Genomic DNA, 23,185 nt, shown 5'->3' with positions numbered 1-23,185 from the left:
CCGGTCGCGCCGGTGCCCAGGCCGCGCTCGCGCTGACGCGGCCTGAATCACCCAGTCCAGCGCACTGCGTGTCTACAACTTCGGGCCTGACGCCCGATCTTCTTGAGGAGAACCTGATGCACTCCATGCGTCCCTGCCCCCTGCCGCGCACCCGCAGCGTGGTGAAGCTCTCGGCCCCGCTCGGCGCGGTGCTGCTGGCCGCCTTGCCTGCCACCGCAACCGCCGTGCCGGTGGTGTCCAACTCGCTGAACGCCTGCCTGGAGGCCAAGGTCGACACCTGGGACATCCGCCTGGCCGCCTGCAATGCCGGCGCGCTGCAGGACTTCGTGCTGACACCCGTCAGCAGCGGCAGCAGCATCGTCACCATCCGCAATGCGCAGGCCAACCTGTGCGTGGCCGCCACAGGCACCAGCAACGGCGCGTTCGTCGAACTGGGCACCTGCCAGCCCACGCAGGCGCGCCAGCGCTTCCAGACGGTCGCGCTGGCCGGCGGCACGACGTCGCAACTCAAGCTAGCCGCCCACAACCTGTGCCTGACCGCGCCGGCCCAGGTGGGGCAGGTGGGCTTCTCGGTGACGACCTGCAGCACCAGCAGCACCAGCCAGGCCTGGCGATTCACGACCACTGCGCCGGCGCCCACGCCCGGCCCGGCGCCAGGCCCCGCGCCGGTGGAGACCAGCTTCACCGCCAGCACCGCCGAGATCGCCAACCCTGAGCGCGGCATGTACGTCTGGGCCGCCGACAACCTGCTGCAATGGACGCAGGCCAACGCCGACTCGCAGTTCCAGCAGGGCTACCGCGTGGTGTACGCCCCCGTGCGGCTGGATGCCTATGCCAACACGACGCTGCCGGCCAGCGTGCTGACCCAGCTGACCAACAGCTTCACGATCGCGCGCCGCGCCGGCCTGAAGCTGGTGCCGCGTTTCCTCTACAACTACCCCGAGAACGAGACCGAATACCAGAACGTGAAGGACGCGCCGCTGGCGCGCGTGCTGGGCCACATCGACCAGCTCAAGCCGGTGCTGACGGCCAATACCGACGTCATCGCCTTCCTGCAGGCCGGCTTCATCGGCGCCTGGGGCGAGTGGCACACCTCGTCCAACAACCTGACCGACACAGGCCCACGCACGCAGATCCGCGACGCGCTGCTGGCCGCGCTGCCGGCCGACCGCTTCCTGCAGCTGCGCTACCCGGCCTATCTGATGGCCTGGGCGCCCAGCGTGCCCGGCTGGCGCGATGGCTCCGCCGCGTCGCGCATTGGCGCGCACAACGACTGCTTCCTGGCTTCGGCCACCGATGTGGGCACCTACAGCGAGAACGCCAGCGAGCGCACCAACGAGCGCAACTACATCGCGTCGCTGTCGCGCGTGGCGCCTTTCGGCGGCGAGACCTGCAACCCGGCCGACGAGGAGAACCCCACGCCGCGCACCAGCTGCACCGACATCCTGAACGAGGGCCGGCAGTTCAACCTGACCTACCTGAACGACAGCTACTACCGCGACATCTTCCATGTGCGCTGGGAGCAGCAGGGCTGCATGGCCGAGGTCAAGCGCAGCATGGGCTACCGCTTCGAGTACACGACGCTGCGCCACAGCGACGCGGTGACGGCGGGACAGTCGGGCACGCTGCTGCTGACGGTGCACAACCGCGGCTGGGCGCGCGCCTTCAACCCGCGCGCGGTGCAGCTGCTGCTCAAGCACAAGACCAGCGGCGCCGTCGTGCGCCTCGCGCTGCCGACAGCGGACCCGCGCACCTGGCTGCCCAACACGACCACCACCGTGTCGGCCGGCTTCACCGTGCCGTCGGGCACGCCCACGGGCGCCTACGACGTGTTGCTCGCGCTGCCCGACGGTGCCGCCTCGCTGGCCGGTGACGTGCGCTACAGCGTGCGCCCCGCCAACGCCGACAACAGCGCCAAGGCCCAGGCCTGGGACGCCACGCTGGGCGCCTTCCGCGCGGGCACCACGCTCACCGTCCGTTGAAGAACCCATCCAGGAGAAACACATGTCCAACGTTCGACTGAAGCTCGCCGCCGCAAGCCTGCTGGGCCTGGGCGCCACGCTGACCGCCGCGGCCCCCACCGGCTTCGGCATGGTGGCCTACTGGGGCGAGACCGCCAGCACCTATGGCGGCCAGATTCCCAGCGGCGCCTACGTCGTCATCAACCCCAACAGCGGCGCCACCGGCCTGAACGCCAGCCAGGTGACGAACTGGAAGGCCGTCATCGCCAACATCCGCGCACAAGGCGGCAAGGTGCTGGGCTATGTGGCCACCGGCTACGACTACAACACCGCCGACGAGCTGGGCCGCTACAACGCGATCAACGCCAACCTGAGCGCCTACAAGACCGCGCTGGGCGGCGTGGACGGCTTCTTCTTCGACGAGGCCGCGTTCGACGACGCTGCGTTGAGCGACACGCAGAAGTGCAATGGCACCGCGCCGAAGTTCAGCGCCGTGCGCGCCAAGATGGCCGCCACGGGCACCAGCGGCACCGTGGTTTGGAACACCGGCTGGCCGGGTGCCAGCAGCTGCTTCGTCAGCGCGGCCAGCTATGGCGAGCACATCGTCATGTACGAGGCCCGCTACAGCGACTACGTGGCGGCGGCCAGCTGGCTCAACGGCGGCGTGCAGAACCTCGCCACGTCGCTGGGCGTGAAGACCTGGCTGCTGCTGCACTCCGCCACGCAGGCCGAGATGCGCGCGACGCTGCAGGGCACGGCGGCCAACTACGTCTACGTGACCAGCATGACCTACAACCCCAGCCTGCCCTGGGGCGGCCCGATCTGGAACTACACGCCCACCTACTGGGGCAACAACGGCCTGTCGGGTTCGGAGCGCTGGTGCCTGAACAGCCTGAAGACCGGCGGCAGCTGCTGAAGGAGGCGACATGAAGCGTTTGAAGACCCTCATCGCGACGCTGGCCCTTGCCGCCGCGTCGCCCTTCGCATCGGCCATCGAGCTCATCGTGCCGGCCTATTTCTACCCGTCGTGGATGCCGTCGCTGAACGAGTGGCACCAGCTCAGCTGGGCCGCCCAGCAGGGCGCGCAGGTCACGGCCATCATGAACCCGTGGAACGGGCCGGGCACGTCGTTCAACAGCGACTACGCGGCGTCCATCAACGACCTGCGCGCGGCCGGCGGCAAGGTCATCGGCTACGTCTACACCTGCTACGGCATCAACCTGTGCACGCCCGAGGTGCCGCCCACGCGCTCCACCTCCGAGGTGGTGGCCGATGCGCAGAAGTACGCCGACTGGTACGGCGTGGACGGCGTCTTCCTCGACGAGATGGCCACGCAGCCCGGCGCGCTGCCGTTCTATCAGACGGTCAGCAACGCGCTGAAGGCCGCGCATCCGGGCTGGGAGATCGTCGGCAACCCGGGCGTCACGCCCACGGCGGGCTACAACGCGCTGGCGGACACGCTGATGAGCTTCGAGGGCTCGTACACCGACTTCGTCAACGGCCCCTTCCTCGCCGGCCTGACCAACGCCGCCGGCACCGGCGCCATCGTGCACACCGTGATGACCGAGGCGCAGATGCATGAGGTGATGGGCCTCGCGAAGCAGCACGGGCTGGGGGCGATCTATATCACCGACGGCACCATGGCCAGCGGCAACCCCTATCTGCACCTGCCCAGCTACTGGCAGGCGGAGGTGCTGGCCGCCACGGCGCCGGTGCCGGAGGCCAGCCAGGTCGCCATGCTGGGCGTTGGGCTGGGCTTGTTGGCCTTGCTGCGGCGTCGACGTTCAGCCTAGACGATCAGCGCGGCGGCGCCGCTCAAGATGACGCGCCGCCTCGGTCAGCGCGGGCGTCATGGCCGCCCAGCCGAGCGCCAGCACCAGCAGCGCGCTCGTCTCATCGGGGAAGCTGCCGGCGCCCAGCCGCACCGCCGCGAGGTAGGACAGCGGCCCGCCCGCCGCGCCCAGCGCCGCGGCCAGCAGCGGCCGGCCGTGCAGCCACGCCAGCGGCCCGCGCAGCAGCGTTGCGAACAAGGCCCACAGCGCCAGGATCCATGGCGGCGCCAGCGCCGGCAGCGGGCCTGGCGATGCATAGACCAGCAGGCCGATCTGCAGCATCGCGGTGTCCCAGCAAAGGCCGATCAGCAGCGCCAGCGCGGTCAGCCGCAGCTCGTCGCCGCGCGCGTTGCTGGTGGCCCAGGTCAGCGCAACGACGGCCGCGACGGCCAGCATGCCCAGTGGGGCATGCCCGCGCGGCGCGCCCAGCACGCAGGCAAACCACGCGGCCTGGAACAGCGTGAACCAGGCGAGGCCTTGCAGCAGCAGGCGGGCCTTGGGCGACGAGGAGAGCACGGGCATGGCGGGGCGCAGTGGTGTCGATGCCTGCACTTACGCAGCACGCGCCGGCTTGGACCACCGCAGCCGCGTCGAGCCCCCTGCAAACCCTCGCCTCAGGCACGCCTGGCTATGAAATTCAGCGCGCGATCTATCGCGTTTCCTGATGCCTCGTTGCTCCGATGTAACCCATATGAAATCTCGATAAGACAACAGCCCCCGAGGAGACGGCGATGCTTGCGGCGTTGAGCCGCAAGCACATCGCCAGGCGGTCCGGCTTGGGGCGGCCCGGCGCTCGGCCCGAAGACCCAACGCTTGCGCACAATGGCTCGCTCATGAAGAACCGTTTGCTGCTCGTGCTGCTGCTGGCCTTCGGGCTTGGCGTGCTGGCCTGGGCCTGGTGGCCTGGTGCCGCGCCAACGCCCGCTGCGGTCGAGGCGCCGACGAAGCTGCGGGCACCGACGCTGCTGGCGCTGGGGGGCGCAGCCACCGAGACCGTCGCGAGCGCTCCGGCACATCGTCAAGCCTCTGGCTGCACGCCCATCGCGCCGCTCCCTCCGCATGAGGCAGCGCTCGCGACACAGCGCGCGATTGCCGCGCTCACCAGCGCGTCGGGCGGCGACGCCGTGCTGGCGCTGCTGCTGCAGAAGCCCGCCGCGGAGGACCGGGCCGCGCAGCTTCCGTGGGCGCAGCAGGTGCGCGACGCCGCGCTGCGCTCGGGCGATGTTGCCGCGCTGCGCTGGGCCGCGGGCGCCTGCATCCAGCTGCCGCAGGCCACCGTCTGCCGGCGTGAGTTGCTGCAGCAGCGGCTGCGGCTGGAGCCCGACAACGGCCTGCACTGGCTGGAATGGCTGCATGAAGACCCGGCCTCTGCCGACGAGGCCTGGACCGGCCTGGCCGCTTCGCGCCGCTGGCTGGAGCGGCCCGGAGCCTGGCTTGAGCGGCTGGACCGTGCGTTGCCGCCGAACTTGCCCGCGCCGCACCGCCAGGGCTTGCTCAACAGCCTCGCCGCACGCGAGGCCGACTGGGCGCCACCACCGCCAGCTGATCTTGGCCAGGTCTGCGGCCACTGGGGGCCAGGTCATGCGCTTGGCGCCGCATGCCGCCACGCGACCACGTTGATGCTGACGAAATCCGACTCGCCACGTGCGCGCCAGCAGGGCGAATCCCTCGCGCAGCTGACGGGCCAGGAGGTGCCGCCGCCCCCCGCCGTGGTGTCGCCTGCAATCAAGCCGCTGAGAGATTGCGCCGCCTAGGTAGCGCGCCTGAGCACGGGCGCGAACACGCTTCCTAGACTGGCCTCGACCGCACCGAGCAGCACAGGCGCGGCAGCGCGGCAACCCGTGGGGGCCGCGCATTCCAACGACTGGAGACAAGCTCAATGTTCACTTCTTCCTCGAGCGGGCGCCGTGGCGCGCTCCGACTGGCCGCGGCCGCCTGGCTGTCACTCAGCTCCTCGGCCTGGGCCGCCTGGGGCATCACCGACGCCAGCGGCGTGCTCACCGTGGACACCGGCGCCGGCCTGGTGTTCAAGGTCAACAAGAGCAGCGGCGACATCACGTCCATCAAGCTCAACGGCGGCAGCGAACTGCAGGGTCAGACCAAGTTCTCCCACATCAGCTCGGGCTTGGGCGCGCCGGCCACCTACGCGTTCTCGCCGTCGGGCACCACGGCCGTCATCACGATCACGGCCTCCACGCTGAAGCACTACCTCGTCGTGCGCCGCAACGAGAACTCCATCTACATGGCCACGCACATCACGGCCGAGCCGGCGGTGGGCGAGCTGCGCTGGATCACGCGGCTCAATGGCAGCGTGTTCACGGGCGTGCCGACCGAGTCCAACCTGCGCAGCAACACCGGCGCCATCGAGAGCAGCGACGTGTTCGGCATGAGCGACGGCAGCTCGCGCTCCAAGTACTACGGCAACCAGCGCGCCAAGGACATGACGGTGCGCGGCGTGACCGGCAGCGGCGTGGGCGTGTTCATGGTCTACGGCAACCGTGAGAGCGCGTCGGGCGGCCCGTTCTTCCGCGACATCCAGAACCAGAGCGGCGGCGACACCGAGGTCTACAACTACATGAACTCGGGCCACAACCAGACCGAGGCCTTCCGCATGGGCCTGCACGGCCCCTACGCACTGGTGTTCACGACGGGCAGCACGCCCGCCGCGCCGGACATGAGCTGGATGTCGGGCCTGGGCCTGCAGGGCTGGGTCAGCGGCCGCGGCAAGGTGGTGCTGAACGGGCTGTCGGGCATGGACACGGCCTATGCGTACACCGTGGGCTTCGCGAACAGCACGGCGCAGTACTGGGGCACCACGTCCGGCAGCGGCTCGGTGACGGTGGCCAACATGAAGCCCGGCACGTACACGATGACTGTGTACAAGGGCGAGCTGGGTGTCTACACCGAGCAGGTGTCCGTCAGCAGCGGCGGCACGACGACGCTGAACACCCGCGCCATCACGGCCGACCCGTCCGCGCAAAGCGTGCTGTGGCGCGTGGGCCAGTGGGACGGCACGCCGCTGGAGTTCCTCAACGGCCAGACGCTGAACATCCGCCATCCGTCGGACAGCCGCAACCCGTCCTGGGGCCCGGTCACCTATGCGGTGGGCAGCGCCACGAACAAGTTCCCCGGCGCGATCTGGAAGAGCGTCAACAGCGGCACCCAGATCACGTTCAACCTGACCAGCGCGCAGCTGGCGGCCCGCACCATCCGCATCGGCATCACCGCCGCCTACGCGAATGCGCGCCCGCAGATCAGCGTCAACAGCTGGACCTCGGCCGTGCCCAGCCCGTCCACCCAGCCCGACTCGCGCTCGCTGACCATAGGCACCTACCGCGGCAACAACACGACCTTCACCTTCGCGGTGCCGGCCAGCGCGTTCGTGGCGGGCACGAACACCGTGACCATCAACGCCGCATCGGGCAGCGGCAGCACCGCCTACCTCAGCGCGGGATTTGCGGTGGATGCGGTGGACATGTACTGACGACGCAAAAGGCGGGCGGTCCGACGCGTGCCCGCCGGACTACCCGCAGGCGGGCGCTACGGCTTCATCGCCCAGGGCTCCGGGCACTTCCATTCTTCCTCGGGGACCTTGCGCAGCGTGTTGATGCTGATGTGGGGCCAGCGGATCAGCCCGGGTGGCATGTCCAGGCGCGGGAAGAAGTCCAGACTGACGTCCTGCAGGTACTGCAGCACGAACAGCGCACCGTCCAGCGGATCGGGTTCGGCGAGTTCGTGGATCCAGAACGTCGACGCCATCTGGACAGCGACCTGCTCGATGCTCAGCTCATAGACCAGCGTGACGACGAGCTGATCCTTCTCGCCCCGGGGTCGCGTCTCGGTGACGCCCCGGTTGGGCACCTTCTCGTCGATGAACGAGAACCGCAGCGTTTCCTTGTACTGGTTGAGCAGCAGACGGAACGGCGGGCCGGCGGGGTTGGGGAACGGCAGCGCGATCATGTTCCAGCCCGTGTCGCCGCTGACCCACTTGCCCGGCAGGTGCTGCAGCGGCCCCGAGTCAACGCCCGGCGGAAGAACGGGATAGCGATGGAAGCGGCGGTGGGGAAGGGCTTGGACATGCCTGGCCGTGACATCTCGTTCTACTTGCTTCATGTTGACGTTCCTCGAATCGGTGGTGGGTCGCCCAAACGGAGGCAAGCTGAGGATCTTCCTGCGACGGCCATCCGGTGCCTGAATCAAAGGGGGCGGGTTTGACTCGCGGAAAGTCTGTTGCAGCGCCGGCCGGCCTGCATCCACCGTTGTGACGGGACATGCCGCTGGCCTGACGCAACCGTAGAACTGCTGTCAGTGGCAGGGGCGCCAGGACCTAACCCAGCCTGGCGTGGACTCGGAGCAACCGTTTCGTGGCCCGAGATTTCACTCAGACCAGGCCGTGCCGCACAGCGGACAGCCCATCGGCTTGTCGCCCAGGCGCAGCCGCATCGTCACGTCGCCTTCGCACGCGGCGCACAGGCCACTGTCCGGCACATGGCCCAGCAGCGCGTCGCGCCGCAGGATGCGCGCCCGCTGCGCCGCGCTCTTGCGGGTCGGCGACTTGGCTTCGTCTTCCAGCAGCTTCTGGGCCGCACGCTTGAGAGACTTCAGCTCGCGCAGCGGCTCCTGTTCCAGCTCGGGATTGCCGAAGTACAGATGCCCGCTGGACGGCGAGGCGACCTCGATCACCAGCTGGCCATAGCGCGTGTCGTCGTTGACGTCCACGCGGTAGAGGCCGCGGCAGGTCAGCTCAGCGTCGCGCTCGTCGGCCAGGCTTCGGGGCTTGGTGGTCAGGTCGTTGAAGAAGCGCTCCAGGTCGCGCCGCGCCAGGCGCAGCCGGCCGAAGCAGCCCTGCTTGCCGGTGGTGCGGATGACGAGGATGCCGGCCTCCAGCGCCAGCACGAAGTACTTGCCGACCACGGCCCCCGGCGCCGGCAGGCCGGCGGCCTCGAAGACATCGGCATAGATGCCGGCCGGCAGGCGCGCGGCGGCCCGCGACTGGGCGCCACCGCCGTCCTGGTCTGCCGCCACATAGGCGTCGAGCAGCTGGTTGAGGAATTCGTCGTTGCCGTGCAGCAGCTGGGCCAGTCCGTTGGACTCGCGCAGCAGCGCGGGCGCCTGGCGGTGGATCAGTTCGGCAACCTCGCGCGTGTCCGCCAGGTGCTTGCCCACGCCGCCGGTCTGCCCGCGTAGCAATTGCTCGTAGGCGGTCATGCGTGCGACCTGTTGGGCGTACTGGGCCTTGGCCTGGGCGTGGCCCTGCTCGTGCCCCAGTCGCCAGGCCTGCGCGCTGGCGTTGGCCTTGGATTGGCGTTGCAGGATCAGCAGCAGGGCCAGCACACAGCACAGCACCAGCAAGGCCGCGTAGATGACGATCTCAAACATTCGCCTTCCAGGAGGGGGTCGGGGTTCTCACCGGTCGATTCTCGGGGCTGCCCCGGTGGAACCGTCCCGGTTTCCCCGCTTCGAGTGAACGATGCCACGTTGCGACGTGATGTGCTCGCGCGCTTGAAGGCGGAGAAAAGGCCCGGCGACCTGGGAGATCGCCGGGCCTGGGGCCGCATCGGGCGCATCCGGCTTACGCGGCCAGCGCCGCACGTGCGGGAACCGCCGCGTAGTGGTCCAGCTGCATCGTGAACTGCGCCCGGCCGGAGCTGAGGGCGCGCAGCTGGCCGATGTAGCCAAACATGCGCTCCAGCGGCACGTGCGCCGTCACGACCACCGCGTTGCCGCGGCTGTCCTGGCCTTGCACATGGCCGCGGCGGCGCAGCAGGTCGCCGATGACGTCGCCCACATGGTCGGCCGGCGTGATGACCTCGACGGCCATCACCGGCTCCAGCGCCACCGGCGCCGCCTTCAGCACGGCCTCGCGCAGCGCGGTTGCGGCGGCCAGCTCGAAGGCCAGCGCGGACGAGTCGCGCACGTGGGCGCTGCCGTCCACCAGCGTGGCCTCGAAGTCCACCAGCGGGTAACCCGCGAACGGGCCGGCCTGGGACGCCTTGCGGATGCCGGCCTCCACCGCCGGGATGAACTCGCGCGGGATCGCGCCGCCCACCACGCCGTTCTGGAAGCGGAAGCCCTCACCGCGCGGCAGCGGCGCGATGCGCAGCGTCAGCTCGGCGAACTGGCCGGGGCCGCCGCTCTGCTTCTTGTGCACATGGCGCACTTCGGCCGCGGCCGTGATGGTCTCGCGGTAGGCCACCTGCGGGCGGCCCACGGCCACGTCCACGCCGAAGCGCGAGCGCAGCTTCTCCACGGCCACCTCCAACTGCAGCTCGCCCATGCCGGACAACAGCGTCTGGCCCGAGTCGGCGTCCTGTCTAAGCCGCAGCGACGGGTCTTCACGGACGAGCACGCCCAGGCCCTTCGCGAGGGCCGCGGTGTCGGCGTGCTGGCGGGCTTCGATGGCGACGTCGATGACGGCCTCGGGCACGGCGATGCTTTCCAGCACGGTCGCGTCCCTTCGGTCGGCCAGCGTGTGACCGGTCAGCACGTCCTTGAGCCCGACGATGCCCGCGATGTCGCCCGCGACGAGGGCGTCGCGCTCGACACGCTGGTCGGCATGGATCTCGTACAGCCGCGACACGCGCTCGGCCTTGCCGGTGCTGGCGTTGAAGACCGTGTCGCCGCGCTTCAGCGCGCCGCTGTAGACGCGCACGAACGCCATCGCGCCGTGGTCGTCGGCGGTCAGCTTGAACGCGAGGGCAGACAGCGGGCCGTCCGTCGCGACGGCGCCGTGTGCTTCACCGGGCGCGGGCAGATAGGCCACCACCGCATCCAGCAGCGGCTCCACGCCGCGGTTGCGGAAGGCAGAGCCGGCCAGCACGGGTACGAAGGCGCCCGCGATGGTGCCGCGGCGCAGCGCCGTGCGCAGTTCGTCCTGGCTCGGTTCGGCACCGCGCAGCCAGCCGTCCAGCAGTGCATCGTCCTGTTCGGCGGCTGCTTCGAGCAGGCGCGCGCGGGCGGCCTGGGCGGCGGGCAGCAGCTCAGGGGGAATGGCGTCCATGCGCGGCGGCGTCTTGGCGTCGTCGCGGTCCCAGACCAGCGCCTGCATGGCGAGCAGGTCCACCACGCCGCGGAAATCGCCTTCCGCGCCGATGGGTAGCTGCAGCGGCAGCGCGCGCACGCCCAGGCGCTCTTCGAGGGAAGCGACGACGCGGCCGAAGTCCGCACCGATGCGGTCCAGCTTGTTGACGAAGGCCAGGCGGGGCACGCGGTACTCGTCCGCGAGGCGCCAGTTGGTTTCCGTCTGCGGTTCCACGCCGGCCACGCCGTCGAACACGACGACGGCAGCGTCCAGCACGCGTAGCGAGCGGCGCACCTCGAGGTTGAAGTCGATGTGTCCGGGCGTGTCGATCAGGTTGATCTGCGTGCCGTGCCAGTGCACGGTGGTCGCAGCGCTGTGGATGGTGATGCCGCGGGCGCGTTCCTGCGGGTCGAAGTCCATCGTCGTGGCGCCGTCGTGGACTTCGCCGATGCGGTGGTTCTCGCCCGTGTAGAACAGGATGCGTTCGGTGGTGGTGGTCTTGCCCGCGTCGACGTGCGCGATGACGCCGATGTTGCGCAGGTTGCGGAAGTTCGATTTCGAGTTCATGGTGGTTCCTGATTCGGGGTGTGTTGCCAACCCCGGGTCAAGGAACCACGGGATCAGCGCGAGGACAGGACGCCGAAGCGCGCACGCGACAGGTAAGGCCGAGCCGCGCTCCGGCGCTCGGGAATCGTGGCGATCAGCTTGTCGAAGGTGCGGGTATGCATGTGGAACTCAGGTCAGGAAAAACAAAACCCCGGGAGGTGCGAGCCTGCCGGGGTTGCTGTTTGGGCGGAACCGGAAGGCTTTGCGCCTTCCGAACACGGTCGAAGGGCGCTCAGGTGTTGAGGCGGGCTTGGATCGTGTGGTTGAGCTTCATGATGGGCGTGATTGTGAGCCGACCTGAAATCTGGGGCTGGTCGTGGGGCTTTCAAGGCTAGGCTAGGGAATCAGAAGGAGACGCCCATGGACCGATTTACCGGCGGCTGCCTGTGCGGCGCCGTCCGCATCGCGGCGACAGGCCGCCCCTGGCGCGTGGGGCTGTGCCATTGCATGGACTGCCGCAAGCACCACGGCGCGCTGTTCCATGCGTCGGCGATCTTTCGCGCGGAGGCGGTGACGGTCACCGGCGACACGCACGACTACCGCGGCCGGCATTTCTGTCCGCGCTGCGGCTCACCGGTGTTCGGTCGCAGCGGCGACGAGGTGGAGGTGAACCTCGGCGCGCTGGACGCGCCGGACCAGCTGACGCCCACCTACGAGCTGTGGACCGTGCGCCGCGAGGCGTGGCTGCCGCCCCTCCCGCTGGCGCGGCACTACGAGCGCGACCGCGAGGGCGACGGCCGGTCGGAGCCCTAGATCTTCAGCGGCGTCGCCGCGAGCTGTTCGGTGCTGGCCTGGCGGTACGGCGCGCACAGCTGCTCGACATAGGCCTGGTGCGAGGGCAGTGCGGCCACGGTGCGCGCGACCTTGAGGTGGATGTCGCCCAGGAAGTTGCCCAGCTCGGCCTTGCCCATCAGGTCGGCCACCGGGTGGTAGCTCTGCGGGGTCAGGCCCTGGCCCATCATGACCTGGATCCACGAGTTCAGCGCGAACAGCTCGTCGCTCTGGTGGAAGACGCGCCCACTCTCGCGGAACAGCTCGATGCGGTGCTTCAGCGAGGCAGGCACTTCCATCGTGCGCACGTGGTTCCACAACGCGGAGTCGCGCCGCTCGGTCACGTGGTAATGCAGGATGACGAAGTCGCGGATGTGAGCCAGCTCGCGCTCGCACTGCTGGTTGAACTCGGCCACGTCGGCCGGGTTGATGCCGCGGGTGGGGAACAGCTGCATCAACCGGATGGCCGAGCGCTGGATCAGGTGGATGCTGGTGGACTCCAGCGGCTCGATGAAGCCGCTGGCCAGGCCCACGGCGATGCAGTTGCGGTGCCAGACCTTGTGGCGCTGGCCCGGCGTGAACTTGATGACACGGGGCTGGATCAGCAACTGGCCTTCGACGTTCTTCTTCAGCACGTCGGGCGCGTCGGCGTCGGCGAGCTCCTTGCTGCTGTAGACCAGGCCATTGCCCACGCGGTGCTGCAGCGGGATGCGCCATTGCCAGCCGAAGGGGTGGCAAATGGAGCGCGTGTAGGGCCAGGCCTCGCGCACCGATGCCGTCTGCACGGCGACCGCGCGGTCGCAGGGCAGCCAATGCGACCAGTCCTCGTAGCCCACGCCCAGTGCCTCGCCCATCAGCAGCGAGCGGAAGCCCGTGCAGTCGATGAACAGGTCGCCATCGATGCGCGAGCCGTCCTGCATCTGCAGTGCGGTGATGTCGCCGTCGCGGCCTTGCGGGCCGTCCATCAGCACAGCGGCGATCTTGCCCTCGATGCGCTGCACGCCGTGCTGCTCGCTCATCGCGCGCAGGAAGCGGGCGTAGCGGCCTGCGTCCAGGTGGTAGGCGTAGTTCAGGCCGTTGCGCGGCAGGTGGGCGAAGCGGTTGGCATAGGCAGCCACCGTCTCGGTGTTGTAGTCGGTGTAGGTCTTGGCGAGGCCTTCGGCGTGGCCCTTCAGCCAGAAGTGCTGGAAGCCGGCGCTCCAGTGGTCGGTGCCGGTGGTGCCGAAGGAGTGGAAGTAGTCCTGGCCGATGTCCTTCCAGCCCTCGAAGGCGATGCCCAGCTTGAAGGTCGCGTTGGTCGCGGCCATGAACTCGGCTTCGTTGATGCCCAGCAGGTTGTGATAGGTGTGCAGCGCGGGGATCGTGGCCTCGCCGACGCCCACGGTGCCGATCTCCTCGGACTCGACGAGCTTGATGTCCAGCTGTTTTCCCATCAGCTTGCTCATCAGCGCGGCCATCATCCAGCCGGCGGTGCCGCCGCCGGCGATGACGACGCGGCGGATGGGAGTGGAGGAGGTGTTCATCGTTTCAGTTGCGTCAGCAGGTGGGCGCGCGACTTGCGCATCGTTAGTTCGCCCACAGGGCCCAGCAGGCCCTGCGCGCTCGGCGGAATGTGTTCCCAGGTGGTGGCGTCGGCGCCGAAGACGAAGTGCTGGAAATGGTGCTGCCAGATGCGGCGCTCCTTCTCCGGCAGGTCCTTGATCGTCATCAGCGCCAGGTGCAACGCGCTGACGGGCGAGTCCATGTACTCGGGCGTCTGGCGCCACCAGGCGTTGATGAGCAGGTTGAGCGGCGACAGGCCCTCGATGTGGTGGAGCCACATGCTGGGGATGAAGACGGCGTCGCCCGGCTCCAGCTCGGCGACGAGGCCGGCGTCCAGCGCGCGGCGGAAGCGCGGGAAGCGCTCGAAGTCGGGCGCCGTGAAGTCGACGAGGCTGATGGGCTGGCCGGCCGGCGTGGGGTCCAGCGGGCCCATGTAGAGGTTGTGGATCTGCTCAGGCGGGAACAGCGTGAAACGGCGCCGCCCGGCGGCCACGACGGCCAGGTTGTCCGGCAGGTCGTAGTGGGCCGCCACACGACTGCGGTTGCCCAGCCACAGGCTGACCAGCGCGTCGCGCCCGCCCAGGCCCAGGCGGTTGACGTCCAGGAAGCCGGGCAGCACGGCGTCCACTGTCGTGGAGCCCACGTACAGCGCGGGCGCCACGGGCGCATGGGCCAGGCCCAGCAGACCGGTCAGCACCTGGTCCAGCGTCGCGTGGTGGCGCGTGAAGTTGAAGCTGCAGAGCGTCTCGTCGGCGTAGAACGCGCGGCCGCCGGCCTCGGGTGGAATCTGGAACAGGCCTATGCCCATGCCGCGGTAGAAGCCCATCAGGTAGCGGGCCAGTGCCTCGTCGGACTGGCGTGCGGCCTGCACCACGGGCCAGTGCGCGAAGCCGCCGCGCACGACGAAGGGCGCGTCGCCGGTCAGCAGTTCGGCGGGCAGCGCATCGGGGTCGAACGCGCCGGTCCAGACCGGGATGTCACGCATGTCAGCCCCGTGCGACGGCGCGGGTATGCCGCTCCAGCAGGCCTTGCAGCTGCATCAGCGACGCCAGCTGCATGTAGATGGGCAGCAGATGGCCTTCGCGCTGCAGCGCCTCCAGCGCGTCGCCGGGCAGCGCGGCCAGGCGCTCTTCGTGGATGGTGTACAGGCCCGAGATACGGCCTTGCTCGCCATCGGGCAGCGCTATGTCCAGCGCGAAGGGCTCGAGCAGCTGGTGGCGGGTCAGCGCCGCGATGAACGCCGGCAGGTGCTGGGCCTGGGCATGCAGGTGCTCCAGCAGGTCGACGACGTGGTCCAGGTAGTCGCTGTGGCCGCCGTGCGGCATGAAGATGGCGGTGCCGGATTCGGCGTCGCCTTCGGCCACGAGGCGTGGGCTGTCCAGGTCGATGTGCAGCTGCAGGTCGTCGCCGCTGCGGCCGATCATGAAGGGGTCGCGTTGCAGCGCCATGGGCACCACGGGCGCATCCCAGCCCTGCTCGGTCAGGTAGAGGTTCTGGCCTTCTTCCAGGCCCATCAGCACGATGGGCTGGAAGCCAGCTTCGCCATCGACATGCTGGAAGACGATGGGGAAATGGGCCTGCAGCTGGCGGAATTCGGCGGGCAGGGCCAGCACGGACCGGCGCGCGTCGCCCAGGGCGGCGGAGCGTTCGGTGCGCACGCGCAGGTGGCGGTGGGCGACGTTGTTGAGGGCAGCGGGACGGGTCATGACGGCAGGCCGTGCTGAAGGATGTGTTGGATGAGGGCGCGGTGGCTGGGCAGCGCCGGCACGAGGCGGCGCACCTGGCGGGCCGCCTCGTCGAAACAGGCGCGGCCCGCCTGCAGTTTGGCGGCAGAGGCGATGGGGCTGTCAGGGCGAAAACCCATGCCGTAGAGGATGTACTGGTAGCTGGCCGCAGGGAAGACCTCGTCGATGCGGCCGAAGTCGTGTCGGGCCGGCGGGCGCAGCCGCCAAAGCGGCAGCAGTTCGCGCAGCCGCTCGGGCCAGGTGGCCGGGTCGCGGTGGGCGCGCCAGTAATCGCTGTCGTCGCGTTGGCTGAGCGCGTAGTGCAGCTTCAGGAAGTCGATGACGCGCGACCAGCGGTAGGCAAAGTCGTCGTTGAAGCGGCGCGCGACGGCGTCCATGCCGGCGCGGCTCATGGGCAGTTCGTCGCACAGGCGCTGGGCCGACAGTTCCACCAGCGCCAGCGCGGAGGCTTCCAGCGGTTCGATGAAGCCGCTGGACAGGCCGATGGCCACGCAGTTGCGCACCCAGAAGCGCTCGCGGTAACCAGGGTCGAAACGGATGGGCCGCGGCGTGCCGCGCTCAGGCGGAGCGCCGCTACGGTCCAGATAGGCCTGCAGCGCGGCGTGCGCCTCATCGTCGCTGGCATGGGCCCGCGAGTAGACGGCACCGACGCCACGGCGCGACGGCAGGCCGATGTCCCAGATCCAGCCCTTGCTCCAGGCGGTGGCGATGGTGACCGAGGCCAGCGGCGCGTCGGGCGTGGCGTAGGGCACTTGCAGCGCGAGGGCGGCGTCGTTGAACAGCACGTCGCGCTCGCTCTTCAGCGGCACGCCGAAGTGCTGGCCGATGAGGCGCGCGGCGAGGCCCGAGCAGTCGATGAAGAGGTCGGCCGCGAGGGCGCCGTGGGCGCGGGTCTGCAGCGCGGCGATGTCTCCATCGTCCTTGGTCAGCACGGCATCGACGTGATCGACGACGTGGCGCACGTTCAGCTGGCTGACCGCGTGCTCGCGCAGCGCCTGGCCGAACAGGCCGGCATCGAAGTGATAGGCGTAGTTGGCGACGGCGCCGAATTCGGGGGTCTGCGCCTGCTTGGGCGCGCGGCCGCTGTCGCACAGCTGCGGCGACGGGCTGACGGCATTGGCAAAGGCCGTGGCAGGCTCGGCGGCCAGCCAGGCCGGCACGGCGTCCACGTCGCCATGGCCCACCGGCAGCATGAAGGGGTGGTAGTAGTGCTCGCCGGCCGTGCCGGTCGCCCAGCCGTCGAAGCGCGAGCCCTGCTTGAACGAGACCTGACAGCGGCGCACGAAATCGGTCTCTGACAGGCCGATGCGGCGCAGCGTGTCGCGCATGGACGGCCAGGTGCCTTCGCCGACGCCGATGATGGGCACCTCGCTGGATTCGATCAGCGTGACGCGCAGTTCGGGATGCTCGGCGGCCAGCAGCGCCGCGACCAGCCAGCCGGCAGAACCGCCGCCCAGTACGAGCACGTCATGAATTGGGTCGCTCACGGCAGGTCATCCAGAAACAAAAAAAGCCGCTCGCGCGGCCTCGCCAAACGGCGAACAAGAGCGGCACCCCAGAGCGCAAGCGCCGCCGAACCAGACTGTGCACCACAAGGAAGCCGGGTGTGATCCTGACTTTCCTTGCCCCCGAAGGAGGGGCGGGCCGGACGCCGTCCGGCCCGGGCTCTCAGGCTCAGAACTTGTAGCGCGCGCCGACCATGATGCGGCGGCCCAGCTGGGTGACGCCACCCAGTTGATGCTCGGTCCGCAGATGGGTGCGGGTGTACTCGTCCGTCAGGTTGATGGCTTCGATCTGGAAGCGCAGGTGCTTGTTGAAGTTGTAGCCTGCGCTCACGTCCCACTGGCCGTAGGGCTCGACATACAGCGGCTGCGCACCTTCCGCGCCACCGTAGTTGGCGACGAGGAACTTGCCACGCCAGTTGTAGGCCGCGCGGACGCTGAAGGTCTCGTTCTCGTAGAAGCCGACCAGGTTGCCCGAGTCGCCCATGCCCACCAGCACGTCGGTCTGGCTGCCCTTCTTGGCGAGGTCGTAGTCCAGGTCGGAACGAACCTTCGTGAAGTTGGCCGACACGCCGAAGCCGTTGCTGAACGTGTGTTGCGCGTTCAGCTCGATGCCGTTGATGGTGGAGCGGCGGGTGTTGTTGACGAAGTTGGCTCGCTTGAACATCAGCAGCGGGTCAGTGGGCTGGGCGGTGATCGTGCCAATGGCCGGACCCAGATCGGGGCGTGCGGCAACGCCGGGAGCAGTCGCGCGGTTGGCGAAGATCCACGTGCGGATGCAGTTCGTGTTGCCCGCGCAGTTGCCGGCCGTGTTTGCTTCGTTGTACAGAGCGCCGCCAATGGGGGTGCGCACGTCGAACAGCGAGACGCTCTCGTTGATGCCTTCGTTGTAGTCCTTCAGACTCTTGCGGAAGTAGCTCGCGGCGACATAGCTGCTCTTGGCGTAATAGTGCTCCGCGGAGAAGTCGAGGTTGCGCGAGTGCAGCGGCCGCAGGTTGGGGTTGCCAACGGAGGCCTCGCCGCCATCCACGCGGGCCAACTGGTTGATGCGCTGACCGCCCTGGATGGCGTTCCAGCCCGGACGACCGATGGAGTGGCCGTAGCTGAAGCGCAGCTTGGTGTCGTTCGTCAGGTCTGCGCTGAGGTCGATGGAGGGCAGCACATAGTCGTACTTGCCGTCCTTGGACGCGGAACGAGAGCCCGAGAAGCTGATGGGAACTTCGTTGTCGGCGACCCAGGCTGCAGCAGCCACGGGGATTTTCTCGGTGGACGGCGAATGGACCTTGGTGCGCTCGTAGCGGACGCCGACAGCCGCGTCCATAGGAACACCCCAGTCCCAGGCCAGGTTGTATTGGCCGAACAGGGCTTCCGACGTTTCCTTTGTCCGGAAGTCGTCAACGAAGTCCCACGAGGCCTTCAGCAGCGCGTCGGAGCCCAACTGCTTGATGGCTGCTGCGCGCAGGTCCTCGAAGTTGAAGTTGAACATCTGGTTGAACATCCGCGAGTCACCCGAGCCCGGAATGCGCTCGAAGTACTTGCTGATGGAGTCCAGCTTGAAGATGTTGTCCGGCATCGCGGCCGGACCGCCGGCGATGTTGGCGCCCCAGGTGTCGCGCTGCACATTGGAGAAGGCCGAGCGGTTGTCGACCTCGGTCAGCGTCAGGCCAAAGTCCAGGCTGCTGTCGGCGTTGATCTTCCAGTTGCCGCGGGCCTGCACCTGGCTGACCTGGTTGCGGTGGTAGCTGTTGCCGAACACCGTGCCCTGCAGCTCCATGCTGGCCGGGCTCAGCGTGCCGGTGCCGGCGATGTTCATCACCGGGAACTTGTTGCTGAAGTCGACGAAGGTGTTGCCACGCACAAAGGCGGCGGTGCCCATCGTCACAGCGGTGCCCAGGTCGTCGGCGGCGCCGGACGTGGCGGTGGAGCGGTGGGCGTCGAAGTCGAAGCTCAGCGCGTCGGTGGCCTTCCACTTCAGGTTCAGGCCGACGGAGCGGTTCTTGTTCTTCGTGTTGATGCGCGAGGTGCCCATCGCCAGGTCAGCACCGTTGAAGCCTTCGCCATAGATCAGCGGCGACGACGGCGAACCTTGGCTGAACTCACCGAACTGGCCGCCATAGTTGAACCAGGCCGAGATGTCGTTGCGGCGCTGCGTGAACTTCTGCTCCGACATGACGAAGTCCAGCGTCGCGGTCACGTCCTTCACCGGGCGGGCCTGCAGCACCAGCTGGCCGTTCAGGCGCTCGCGGTGGATGCCGACGAAGGCGTAGTTGATGTTCTGCGGAACGCTGTAGAGATCCGTCGGGCCCGGACGATTCTTTATGGTGGTCGACGGTCCGGCGGGCAGGGCGCCCCAGCCGCCTTCGTTGCCCACCCAGCTCTTCCAGCCGTTGGGCACGGTGGCCTGGTTGTAGCCGGAGTCGCGCTCCTGGTAGGTGCCGATCAGCGCGATGCCGAACATGCCGTCGGCGGTCTGCGTGCTGTAGATGCCGTTCAGTTCGGGCGTGACGCTCTTGCCCTTCTGCTCACCGGGCGAGCGACTGGCGGATTCGTCGTTGACGAACTTCACGCCGACCTGGGCGATGGTTTCCTTGGTATCGAACGGACGCGGCGTGCGCACGTTGATGGTGGCGCCCATGCCGCCCGTGGGGCTGGCGGCGCGGCTGGTCTTGTAGACCTCCAGCGCGGCGACGCCGTCGGACGCGAGGTTGGAGAAGTCGAACGAGCGCGAGGCCGGTGCACTGCTATCAATGCTGGCGCCGGGCATCTGGCGGCCGTTCAGCAGCACCAGGTTGAAGTCGGGGCCCATGCCGCGCACGGTGACGCGCGTGCCTTCGCCGTTGTTGCGGTCGATGGACACGCCGGAAATGCGGCTCAGCGATTCAGCGAGGTTGGTGTCGGGGAACTTGCCGATGTCTTCGGCCACGATGCCGTCGACCAGACCCGAGGCCTGGCGCTTCAGGTTGACCGAGGACTCCAGCGAGCGGCGGATGCCCGTCACGACGACGGTCTCCAGCTGCGTGGTGCTGGCCATCGCCTGGGGCGCGACCGTGCCGACGGTGGGTGCGTTCTGTGCCTGGGCCGCGGCGCCCACGAACAGCAGACCGCTGGCAGCAGCCAGACGGGTCATGCGAAGGGCGGGACGAGGGTGTCTCATTCACTTGTCTCCTGAGTTGTGATCTTGTCGTGACGTCCCCGAAAGGACTGAAAGCGCTTTCAACAATACTTGATTGGCAGCGCTTTCAAACTAGGCAACACCCTTGGTCCGCAGCTTGTAGGCAACAGTTGGGACCGTGGGTATCGCAGTCGCTGCGGCCTGCCGGAACGGCGGTTTCGTCCCGGTGGGATCGAAACTCCGTTTCGGTCAGGCAGCAGTCCGCCCCTGACGCAGGCACGCTGAAAACGCGCCTTCTGAAAGCGCTTTCATTGAATGATGAAGACTATCCGGTGCAGCGGCCACATGGTTTACCCCAGCCGTACAACAGAGGGTGGCACCCGCGGCGCGCGCGGGCGAGGGGAGTCAGCGCAGCAGGCGGCGCGTACTCTCGCGCACGATCAGCTCGGGCCCGGGCGGCTGCGCTTTGGGCTGCTCGCCGCGCAGCATGGCCAGCATGGCGGCGGCGGCTTCGGTGCCGATCTCGTAGACCGACTGGCGCACGGTGGTCAGCGGCGGCATCGTGTAGCGGGCCATGACGACATCGTCAAAGCCCACCATGGAGACGTCGTCCGGCACGCGCAGGTTGCGGCGGTGCAGGCCCAGGCAGGCACCCATGGCCATTTCGTCGTTGGACACGAACAGCGCCGTGAAGGACACGTCGCGCTCCAGCAGCCGGCTGACGGCGAGCATGCCGCCGGCGGCCGTGAAGTCGCTCTGCACGACCAGGTCGGGCTCCACGGGCAGGCCGGCCGCGGCCATGGCGGCCAGATAGCCGTCCTGGCGCTCGACGGCGTCGTCGTGCATCAGGTCGCCGGCAATGAAGGCGATGCGGCGGTGGCCTTGATCGATCAGGTGCTGCGTCGCGAGCCGCGCGCCCAGGCGGTTGTCGAAGCTGAAGCTGTAGATGCGCGGCCCCTGCACCTGGCGCCCCACGACCACGGTGGGCAGGCCGCCGGCCAAGCTCACCAGCTGCTCGTTGGGCAGCCGGCCGGCCAGCACGATGATGCCGTCGACCCGGCGTGACAGCAGCGCCTCGATGGCCTTGCGCTCGTCGTCCTCATGCCAGTTGCCGGACACGAACAGCGGCACGTAGCCGGCGCGCTCCAGCTCGCGCTCGATGCCCAGCAGCGCTTCGCCATAGAACGGGCTTGAAATGATCTGCGTGACCACGCCGATGGACATGGTCTTGCCGCCGGCCAGGCCACGGGCCACCGGGTTGGGCCTGAAGCCCAGCTCGCGGATGGCGGCCTCCACGGCCTCCTTCTTGGCCTCGCTGACCGCGGCGGTGCCGTTCAGGATGCGCGATACCGTGCTGGGCGACACGCCGGCCAGTTCGGCCACCTGTTCGAGCGTGACGACGCCGTCGGGGCGGCTTGACTGCGCTTTCTTGGCGGGGGGCGTCTTGTCTTTCATCGGGGGTCCGGGCAGGTGGCCGAGTGTAGGCGGGCTGCGGATTGATGGTTTTTGCGCAAGCCGAGCGCCGGGCCGCTCCCAAGCCGGCCTGCGGGCGATGTGCTCGCGGCTCAATGCCGCGAGCATCGCCGTCCCCTCGGGGGACCGGCTGGGCTGGCCCGCGTTCAGCGTCGCCAGACCGGGCGAGGGGTCCTCACAGCTTGGTGAAACGGATCCAGTTGATGTTCCACCCGCCCTGCGCCGCGAACACGCCGACGTTGTAGGTGCCGGCATTGATGTTCACCGTGTGAGACACGGTCTGCCAGTTCTGCCAGCCGCCGGTGTTGGGCACGCCCACCTGGCCCAGCGGCACACTGCCGGCGTTCAGGTCCAGCGACAGCGTGCCGCCGTTCGGGCTGGCCACACGGTACTCGACGCGGTAGGCGCCGCTGGTCGGGAACGAGATGCCGTTGTAGGCCATCCAGTCGTTGGTCTCTATCCAGCCGACGTTCTGGCCGCCCTCGGTGCAGGCCTCGGTCTGCACGCCGGCCTGGGCGTTGAAGGCTTCGGCCTCGACCTGGCGCGTCCAGCCGGTACCGACGCGAGAGACGACGATGGACGTGGCGCGGTCGTTGAAGGCCTGGTCCACCAGGCAGCCGCTGTCACCGGTACGGGTCACGCTGGCGCCGCTGAAGTTGTCGCCGTCGAACAGCTGCACCTGCCAGCCGGCGTTCACACGCAGAGACGACAGATCGTTGTCGCTGATGCCGCGGGCCTGCAGCTGGGCGCGCGTGTAGCTGCCTTCGGACAGCGCGGCCGCGTAGCCGGTGTAGTTGCAGTGCTGGTAGACCGTGGCGACACCGCTCGTGGCCGGCGCGTACACGCGCACATAGTCCACATGCATCTGGGCCGGCAGCGCCGCCGTGTTGACGTTGAAGCCCGGCCAGTTGCCGCCGATGGCGAAGTTCAGCAGCAGGAAGAAGTCGTTGTGGAACTCGCTGGTGCCGTTGACGCCGTTGGCGATGCTGGCCTCGTGGTACTTCACGCCGTCCACGTACCAGCGGATGGCGCTCGCATCCCATTCCACCGCGTAGACATGCCAGTCGGTCACGCTGGTCGCTACGTTGCCGCTGTACTGGGCGTACTGGTTGTTGTGGTCCTGCCAGTGGATGGTGCCGTAGACCTTCTGCTCGTCGTTGATCTTCTCCATCACGTCGATCTCGCCGGAGGCCGGCCAGCCGACCTGCGGCAGGTTGGCGCCCAGCATCCAGAACGCCGGCCAGGCGCCGAGGAAGGAGGGCAGCTTCATGCGCGCCTCGATGCGGCCGTACTTGAAGGTCTTGATGCCCTGCGTCTTCATGCGGGCCGATGTGTAGGCCATGCCGCCGAAGTTCTCGCGCTTGGCCGTGATGACCAGCGCGTTGTTCACGATCGTCGCGTTCTCGCGGCGGTAGTACTGCAGCTCGTTGTTGCCCCAGCCATTGGCGCCGGTGCCGGTCTCGAAGACCCAGTCGGGGCCGATGCTGCCGTTGAACTCGTCGCTCCAGACGAGTTGCCACTGGGCATGGGCGAGTCCGGCGGCGGCGGTCAGCAGGCCGGCCAGGACGGGGCGGATGAGGGATCTCAGCAATGTCATGGGGGATGTCTCCAACAGGTTGT

At 68.6% G+C, this 23,185-nt stretch carries 17 protein-coding genes; 6 read left to right on the top strand and 11 right to left on the bottom strand.

Annotated elements, in window-relative coordinates:
- Positions 1 to 116: 116 nt before the first annotated feature.
- From J2X21_RS14480 to J2X21_RS14470, 3 genes are read left to right on the top strand one after another with little or no spacing between them, the layout of a single operon-like run.
- Positions 117 to 1,982, top strand: a complete 1,866-nt coding sequence (locus J2X21_RS14480; RefSeq protein WP_310329770.1) for a DUF4832 domain-containing protein — start codon at positions 117 to 119, stop codon at positions 1,980 to 1,982.
- Positions 1,983 to 2,004: 22 nt separating this feature from the next.
- On the top strand, positions 2,005 to 2,877 hold the full coding sequence (locus tag J2X21_RS14475; protein ID WP_310329768.1) for a spherulation-specific family 4 protein: 873 nt from the start codon (positions 2,005 to 2,007) through the stop codon (positions 2,875 to 2,877).
- A gap of 10 nt (positions 2,878 to 2,887) precedes the next feature.
- Entirely contained in the window at positions 2,888 to 3,754 is an 867-nt protein-coding gene (locus tag J2X21_RS14470) for a spherulation-specific family 4 protein (RefSeq protein ID WP_310329765.1), read from the top strand.
- On the opposite strand, the gene J2X21_RS14465 is transcribed toward J2X21_RS14470, so the two are convergent.
- On the bottom strand, positions 3,746 to 4,315 hold the full coding sequence (locus J2X21_RS14465; protein WP_310329763.1) for a DUF2878 domain-containing protein: 570 nt from the start codon (positions 4,313 to 4,315) through the stop codon (positions 3,746 to 3,748). The genes J2X21_RS14470 and J2X21_RS14465 overlap by 9 nt on opposite strands.
- 311 nt (positions 4,316 to 4,626) lie before the next feature.
- Here J2X21_RS14465 and J2X21_RS14460 point away from each other — a divergent pair, with 311 nt between their 5' ends.
- Positions 4,627 to 5,547, top strand: coding sequence for a hypothetical protein (locus J2X21_RS14460; RefSeq protein WP_310329761.1), 921 nt, complete (start codon positions 4,627 to 4,629; stop codon positions 5,545 to 5,547).
- A gap of 125 nt (positions 5,548 to 5,672) precedes the next feature.
- Positions 5,673 to 7,277, top strand: coding sequence for a rhamnogalacturonan lyase B N-terminal domain-containing protein (locus J2X21_RS14455; protein ID WP_310329759.1), 1,605 nt, complete (start codon positions 5,673 to 5,675; stop codon positions 7,275 to 7,277).
- Positions 7,278 to 7,333: 56 nt separating this feature from the next.
- Here the strand turns inward: J2X21_RS14455 and J2X21_RS14450 are convergent, their stop codons facing one another.
- The 3 genes from J2X21_RS14450 to fusA form a co-directional block, all read right to left on the bottom strand.
- A complete protein-coding gene (locus J2X21_RS14450; RefSeq protein ID WP_310329757.1) occupies positions 7,334 to 7,906 on the bottom strand; it encodes a hypothetical protein in 573 nt (190 codons plus the stop codon).
- Between the two features lie 264 nt (positions 7,907 to 8,170).
- Positions 8,171 to 9,172, bottom strand: coding sequence for a hypothetical protein (locus tag J2X21_RS14445; protein ID WP_310329755.1), 1,002 nt, complete (start codon positions 9,170 to 9,172; stop codon positions 8,171 to 8,173).
- A gap of 193 nt (positions 9,173 to 9,365) precedes the next feature.
- Positions 9,366 to 11,381, bottom strand: coding sequence for an elongation factor G (gene fusA / locus J2X21_RS14440; RefSeq protein WP_310329753.1), 2,016 nt, complete (start codon positions 11,379 to 11,381; stop codon positions 9,366 to 9,368).
- Between the two features lie 399 nt (positions 11,382 to 11,780).
- On the opposite strand from fusA, the gene J2X21_RS14435 reads away from it, so the two are divergent.
- Complete coding sequence (locus J2X21_RS14435) at positions 11,781 to 12,173, top strand: GFA family protein (RefSeq protein WP_310329751.1); 393 nt, start codon at positions 11,781 to 11,783, stop codon at positions 12,171 to 12,173.
- Here the strand turns inward: J2X21_RS14435 and J2X21_RS14430 are convergent.
- The 7 genes from J2X21_RS14430 to J2X21_RS14400 all read right to left on the bottom strand — a co-directional run bounded on the left by J2X21_RS14430 (position 12,170) and on the right by J2X21_RS14400 (position 23,162).
- Positions 12,170 to 13,714, bottom strand: coding sequence for a tryptophan halogenase family protein (locus tag J2X21_RS14430; protein WP_310329748.1), 1,545 nt, complete (start codon positions 13,712 to 13,714; stop codon positions 12,170 to 12,172). The genes J2X21_RS14435 and J2X21_RS14430 overlap by 4 nt on opposite strands.
- Positions 13,711 to 14,718 carry a cupin-like domain-containing protein gene (locus J2X21_RS14425; protein WP_310329745.1) on the bottom strand — a complete coding sequence of 336 codons (1,008 nt, stop codon included), beginning with the start codon at positions 14,716 to 14,718 and terminating at the stop codon, positions 13,711 to 13,713. The genes J2X21_RS14430 and J2X21_RS14425 overlap by 4 nt, the downstream gene beginning before the upstream one ends.
- Before the next feature lies 1 nt (position 14,719).
- A complete protein-coding gene (locus J2X21_RS14420) occupies positions 14,720 to 15,439 on the bottom strand; it encodes a SapC family protein (protein ID WP_310329744.1) in 720 nt (239 codons plus the stop codon).
- On the bottom strand, positions 15,436 to 16,965 hold the full coding sequence (locus J2X21_RS14415; RefSeq protein ID WP_310329742.1) for a tryptophan halogenase family protein: 1,530 nt from the start codon (positions 16,963 to 16,965) through the stop codon (positions 15,436 to 15,438). The genes J2X21_RS14420 and J2X21_RS14415 overlap by 4 nt, the downstream gene beginning before the upstream one ends.
- A gap of 187 nt (positions 16,966 to 17,152) precedes the next feature.
- Complete coding sequence (locus tag J2X21_RS14410) at positions 17,153 to 20,107, bottom strand: TonB-dependent receptor (protein ID WP_310329740.1); 2,955 nt, start codon at positions 20,105 to 20,107, stop codon at positions 17,153 to 17,155.
- 390 nt (positions 20,108 to 20,497) lie between these two features.
- A complete protein-coding gene (locus J2X21_RS14405; protein ID WP_310329738.1) occupies positions 20,498 to 21,547 on the bottom strand; it encodes a LacI family DNA-binding transcriptional regulator in 1,050 nt (349 codons plus the stop codon).
- A gap of 193 nt (positions 21,548 to 21,740) precedes the next feature.
- A complete protein-coding gene (locus tag J2X21_RS14400; RefSeq protein ID WP_310329736.1) occupies positions 21,741 to 23,162 on the bottom strand; it encodes a carbohydrate-binding protein in 1,422 nt (473 codons plus the stop codon).
- Between the last annotated feature and the right edge of the window lie 23 nt (positions 23,163 to 23,185).

Source organism: Roseateles asaccharophilus, from assembly GCF_031458115.1.
In the GTDB taxonomy this organism is placed as follows: Bacteria; Pseudomonadota; Gammaproteobacteria; order Burkholderiales; family Burkholderiaceae_C; genus Pelomonas; species Pelomonas asaccharophilus_A.
This window is presented reverse-complemented; position numbering and strand designations above follow the sequence as displayed.

Coding starts and splice junctions, on each gene's coding strand:
- J2X21_RS14480 (WP_310329770.1), top strand. CDS start 117: ATGCACTCCATGCGTCCCTGCCCCCTGCCGCGCACCCGCAGCGTGGTG.
- J2X21_RS14475 (WP_310329768.1), top strand. CDS start 2,005: ATGTCCAACGTTCGACTGAAGCTCGCCGCCGCAAGCCTGCTGGGCCTG.
- J2X21_RS14470 (WP_310329765.1), top strand. CDS start 2,888: ATGAAGCGTTTGAAGACCCTCATCGCGACGCTGGCCCTTGCCGCCGCG.
- J2X21_RS14465 (WP_310329763.1), bottom strand. CDS start 4,315: ATGCCCGTGCTCTCCTCGTCGCCCAAGGCCCGCCTGCTGCTGCAAGGC.
- J2X21_RS14460 (WP_310329761.1), top strand. CDS start 4,627: ATGAAGAACCGTTTGCTGCTCGTGCTGCTGCTGGCCTTCGGGCTTGGC.
- J2X21_RS14455 (WP_310329759.1), top strand. CDS start 5,673: ATGTTCACTTCTTCCTCGAGCGGGCGCCGTGGCGCGCTCCGACTGGCC.
- J2X21_RS14450 (WP_310329757.1), bottom strand. CDS start 7,906: ATGAAGCAAGTAGAACGAGATGTCACGGCCAGGCATGTCCAAGCCCTT.
- J2X21_RS14445 (WP_310329755.1), bottom strand. CDS start 9,172: ATGTTTGAGATCGTCATCTACGCGGCCTTGCTGGTGCTGTGCTGTGTG.
- fusA (WP_310329753.1), bottom strand. CDS start 11,381: ATGAACTCGAAATCGAACTTCCGCAACCTGCGCAACATCGGCGTCATC.
- J2X21_RS14435 (WP_310329751.1), top strand. CDS start 11,781: ATGGACCGATTTACCGGCGGCTGCCTGTGCGGCGCCGTCCGCATCGCG.
- J2X21_RS14430 (WP_310329748.1), bottom strand. CDS start 13,714: ATGAACACCTCCTCCACTCCCATCCGCCGCGTCGTCATCGCCGGCGGC.
- J2X21_RS14425 (WP_310329745.1), bottom strand. CDS start 14,718: ATGCGTGACATCCCGGTCTGGACCGGCGCGTTCGACCCCGATGCGCTG.
- J2X21_RS14420 (WP_310329744.1), bottom strand. CDS start 15,439: ATGACCCGTCCCGCTGCCCTCAACAACGTCGCCCACCGCCACCTGCGC.
- J2X21_RS14410 (WP_310329740.1), bottom strand. CDS start 20,107: ATGACCCGTCTGGCTGCTGCCAGCGGTCTGCTGTTCGTGGGCGCCGCG.
- J2X21_RS14405 (WP_310329738.1), bottom strand. CDS start 21,547: ATGAAAGACAAGACGCCCCCCGCCAAGAAAGCGCAGTCAAGCCGCCCC.
- J2X21_RS14400 (WP_310329736.1), bottom strand. CDS start 23,162: ATGACATTGCTGAGATCCCTCATCCGCCCCGTCCTGGCCGGCCTGCTG.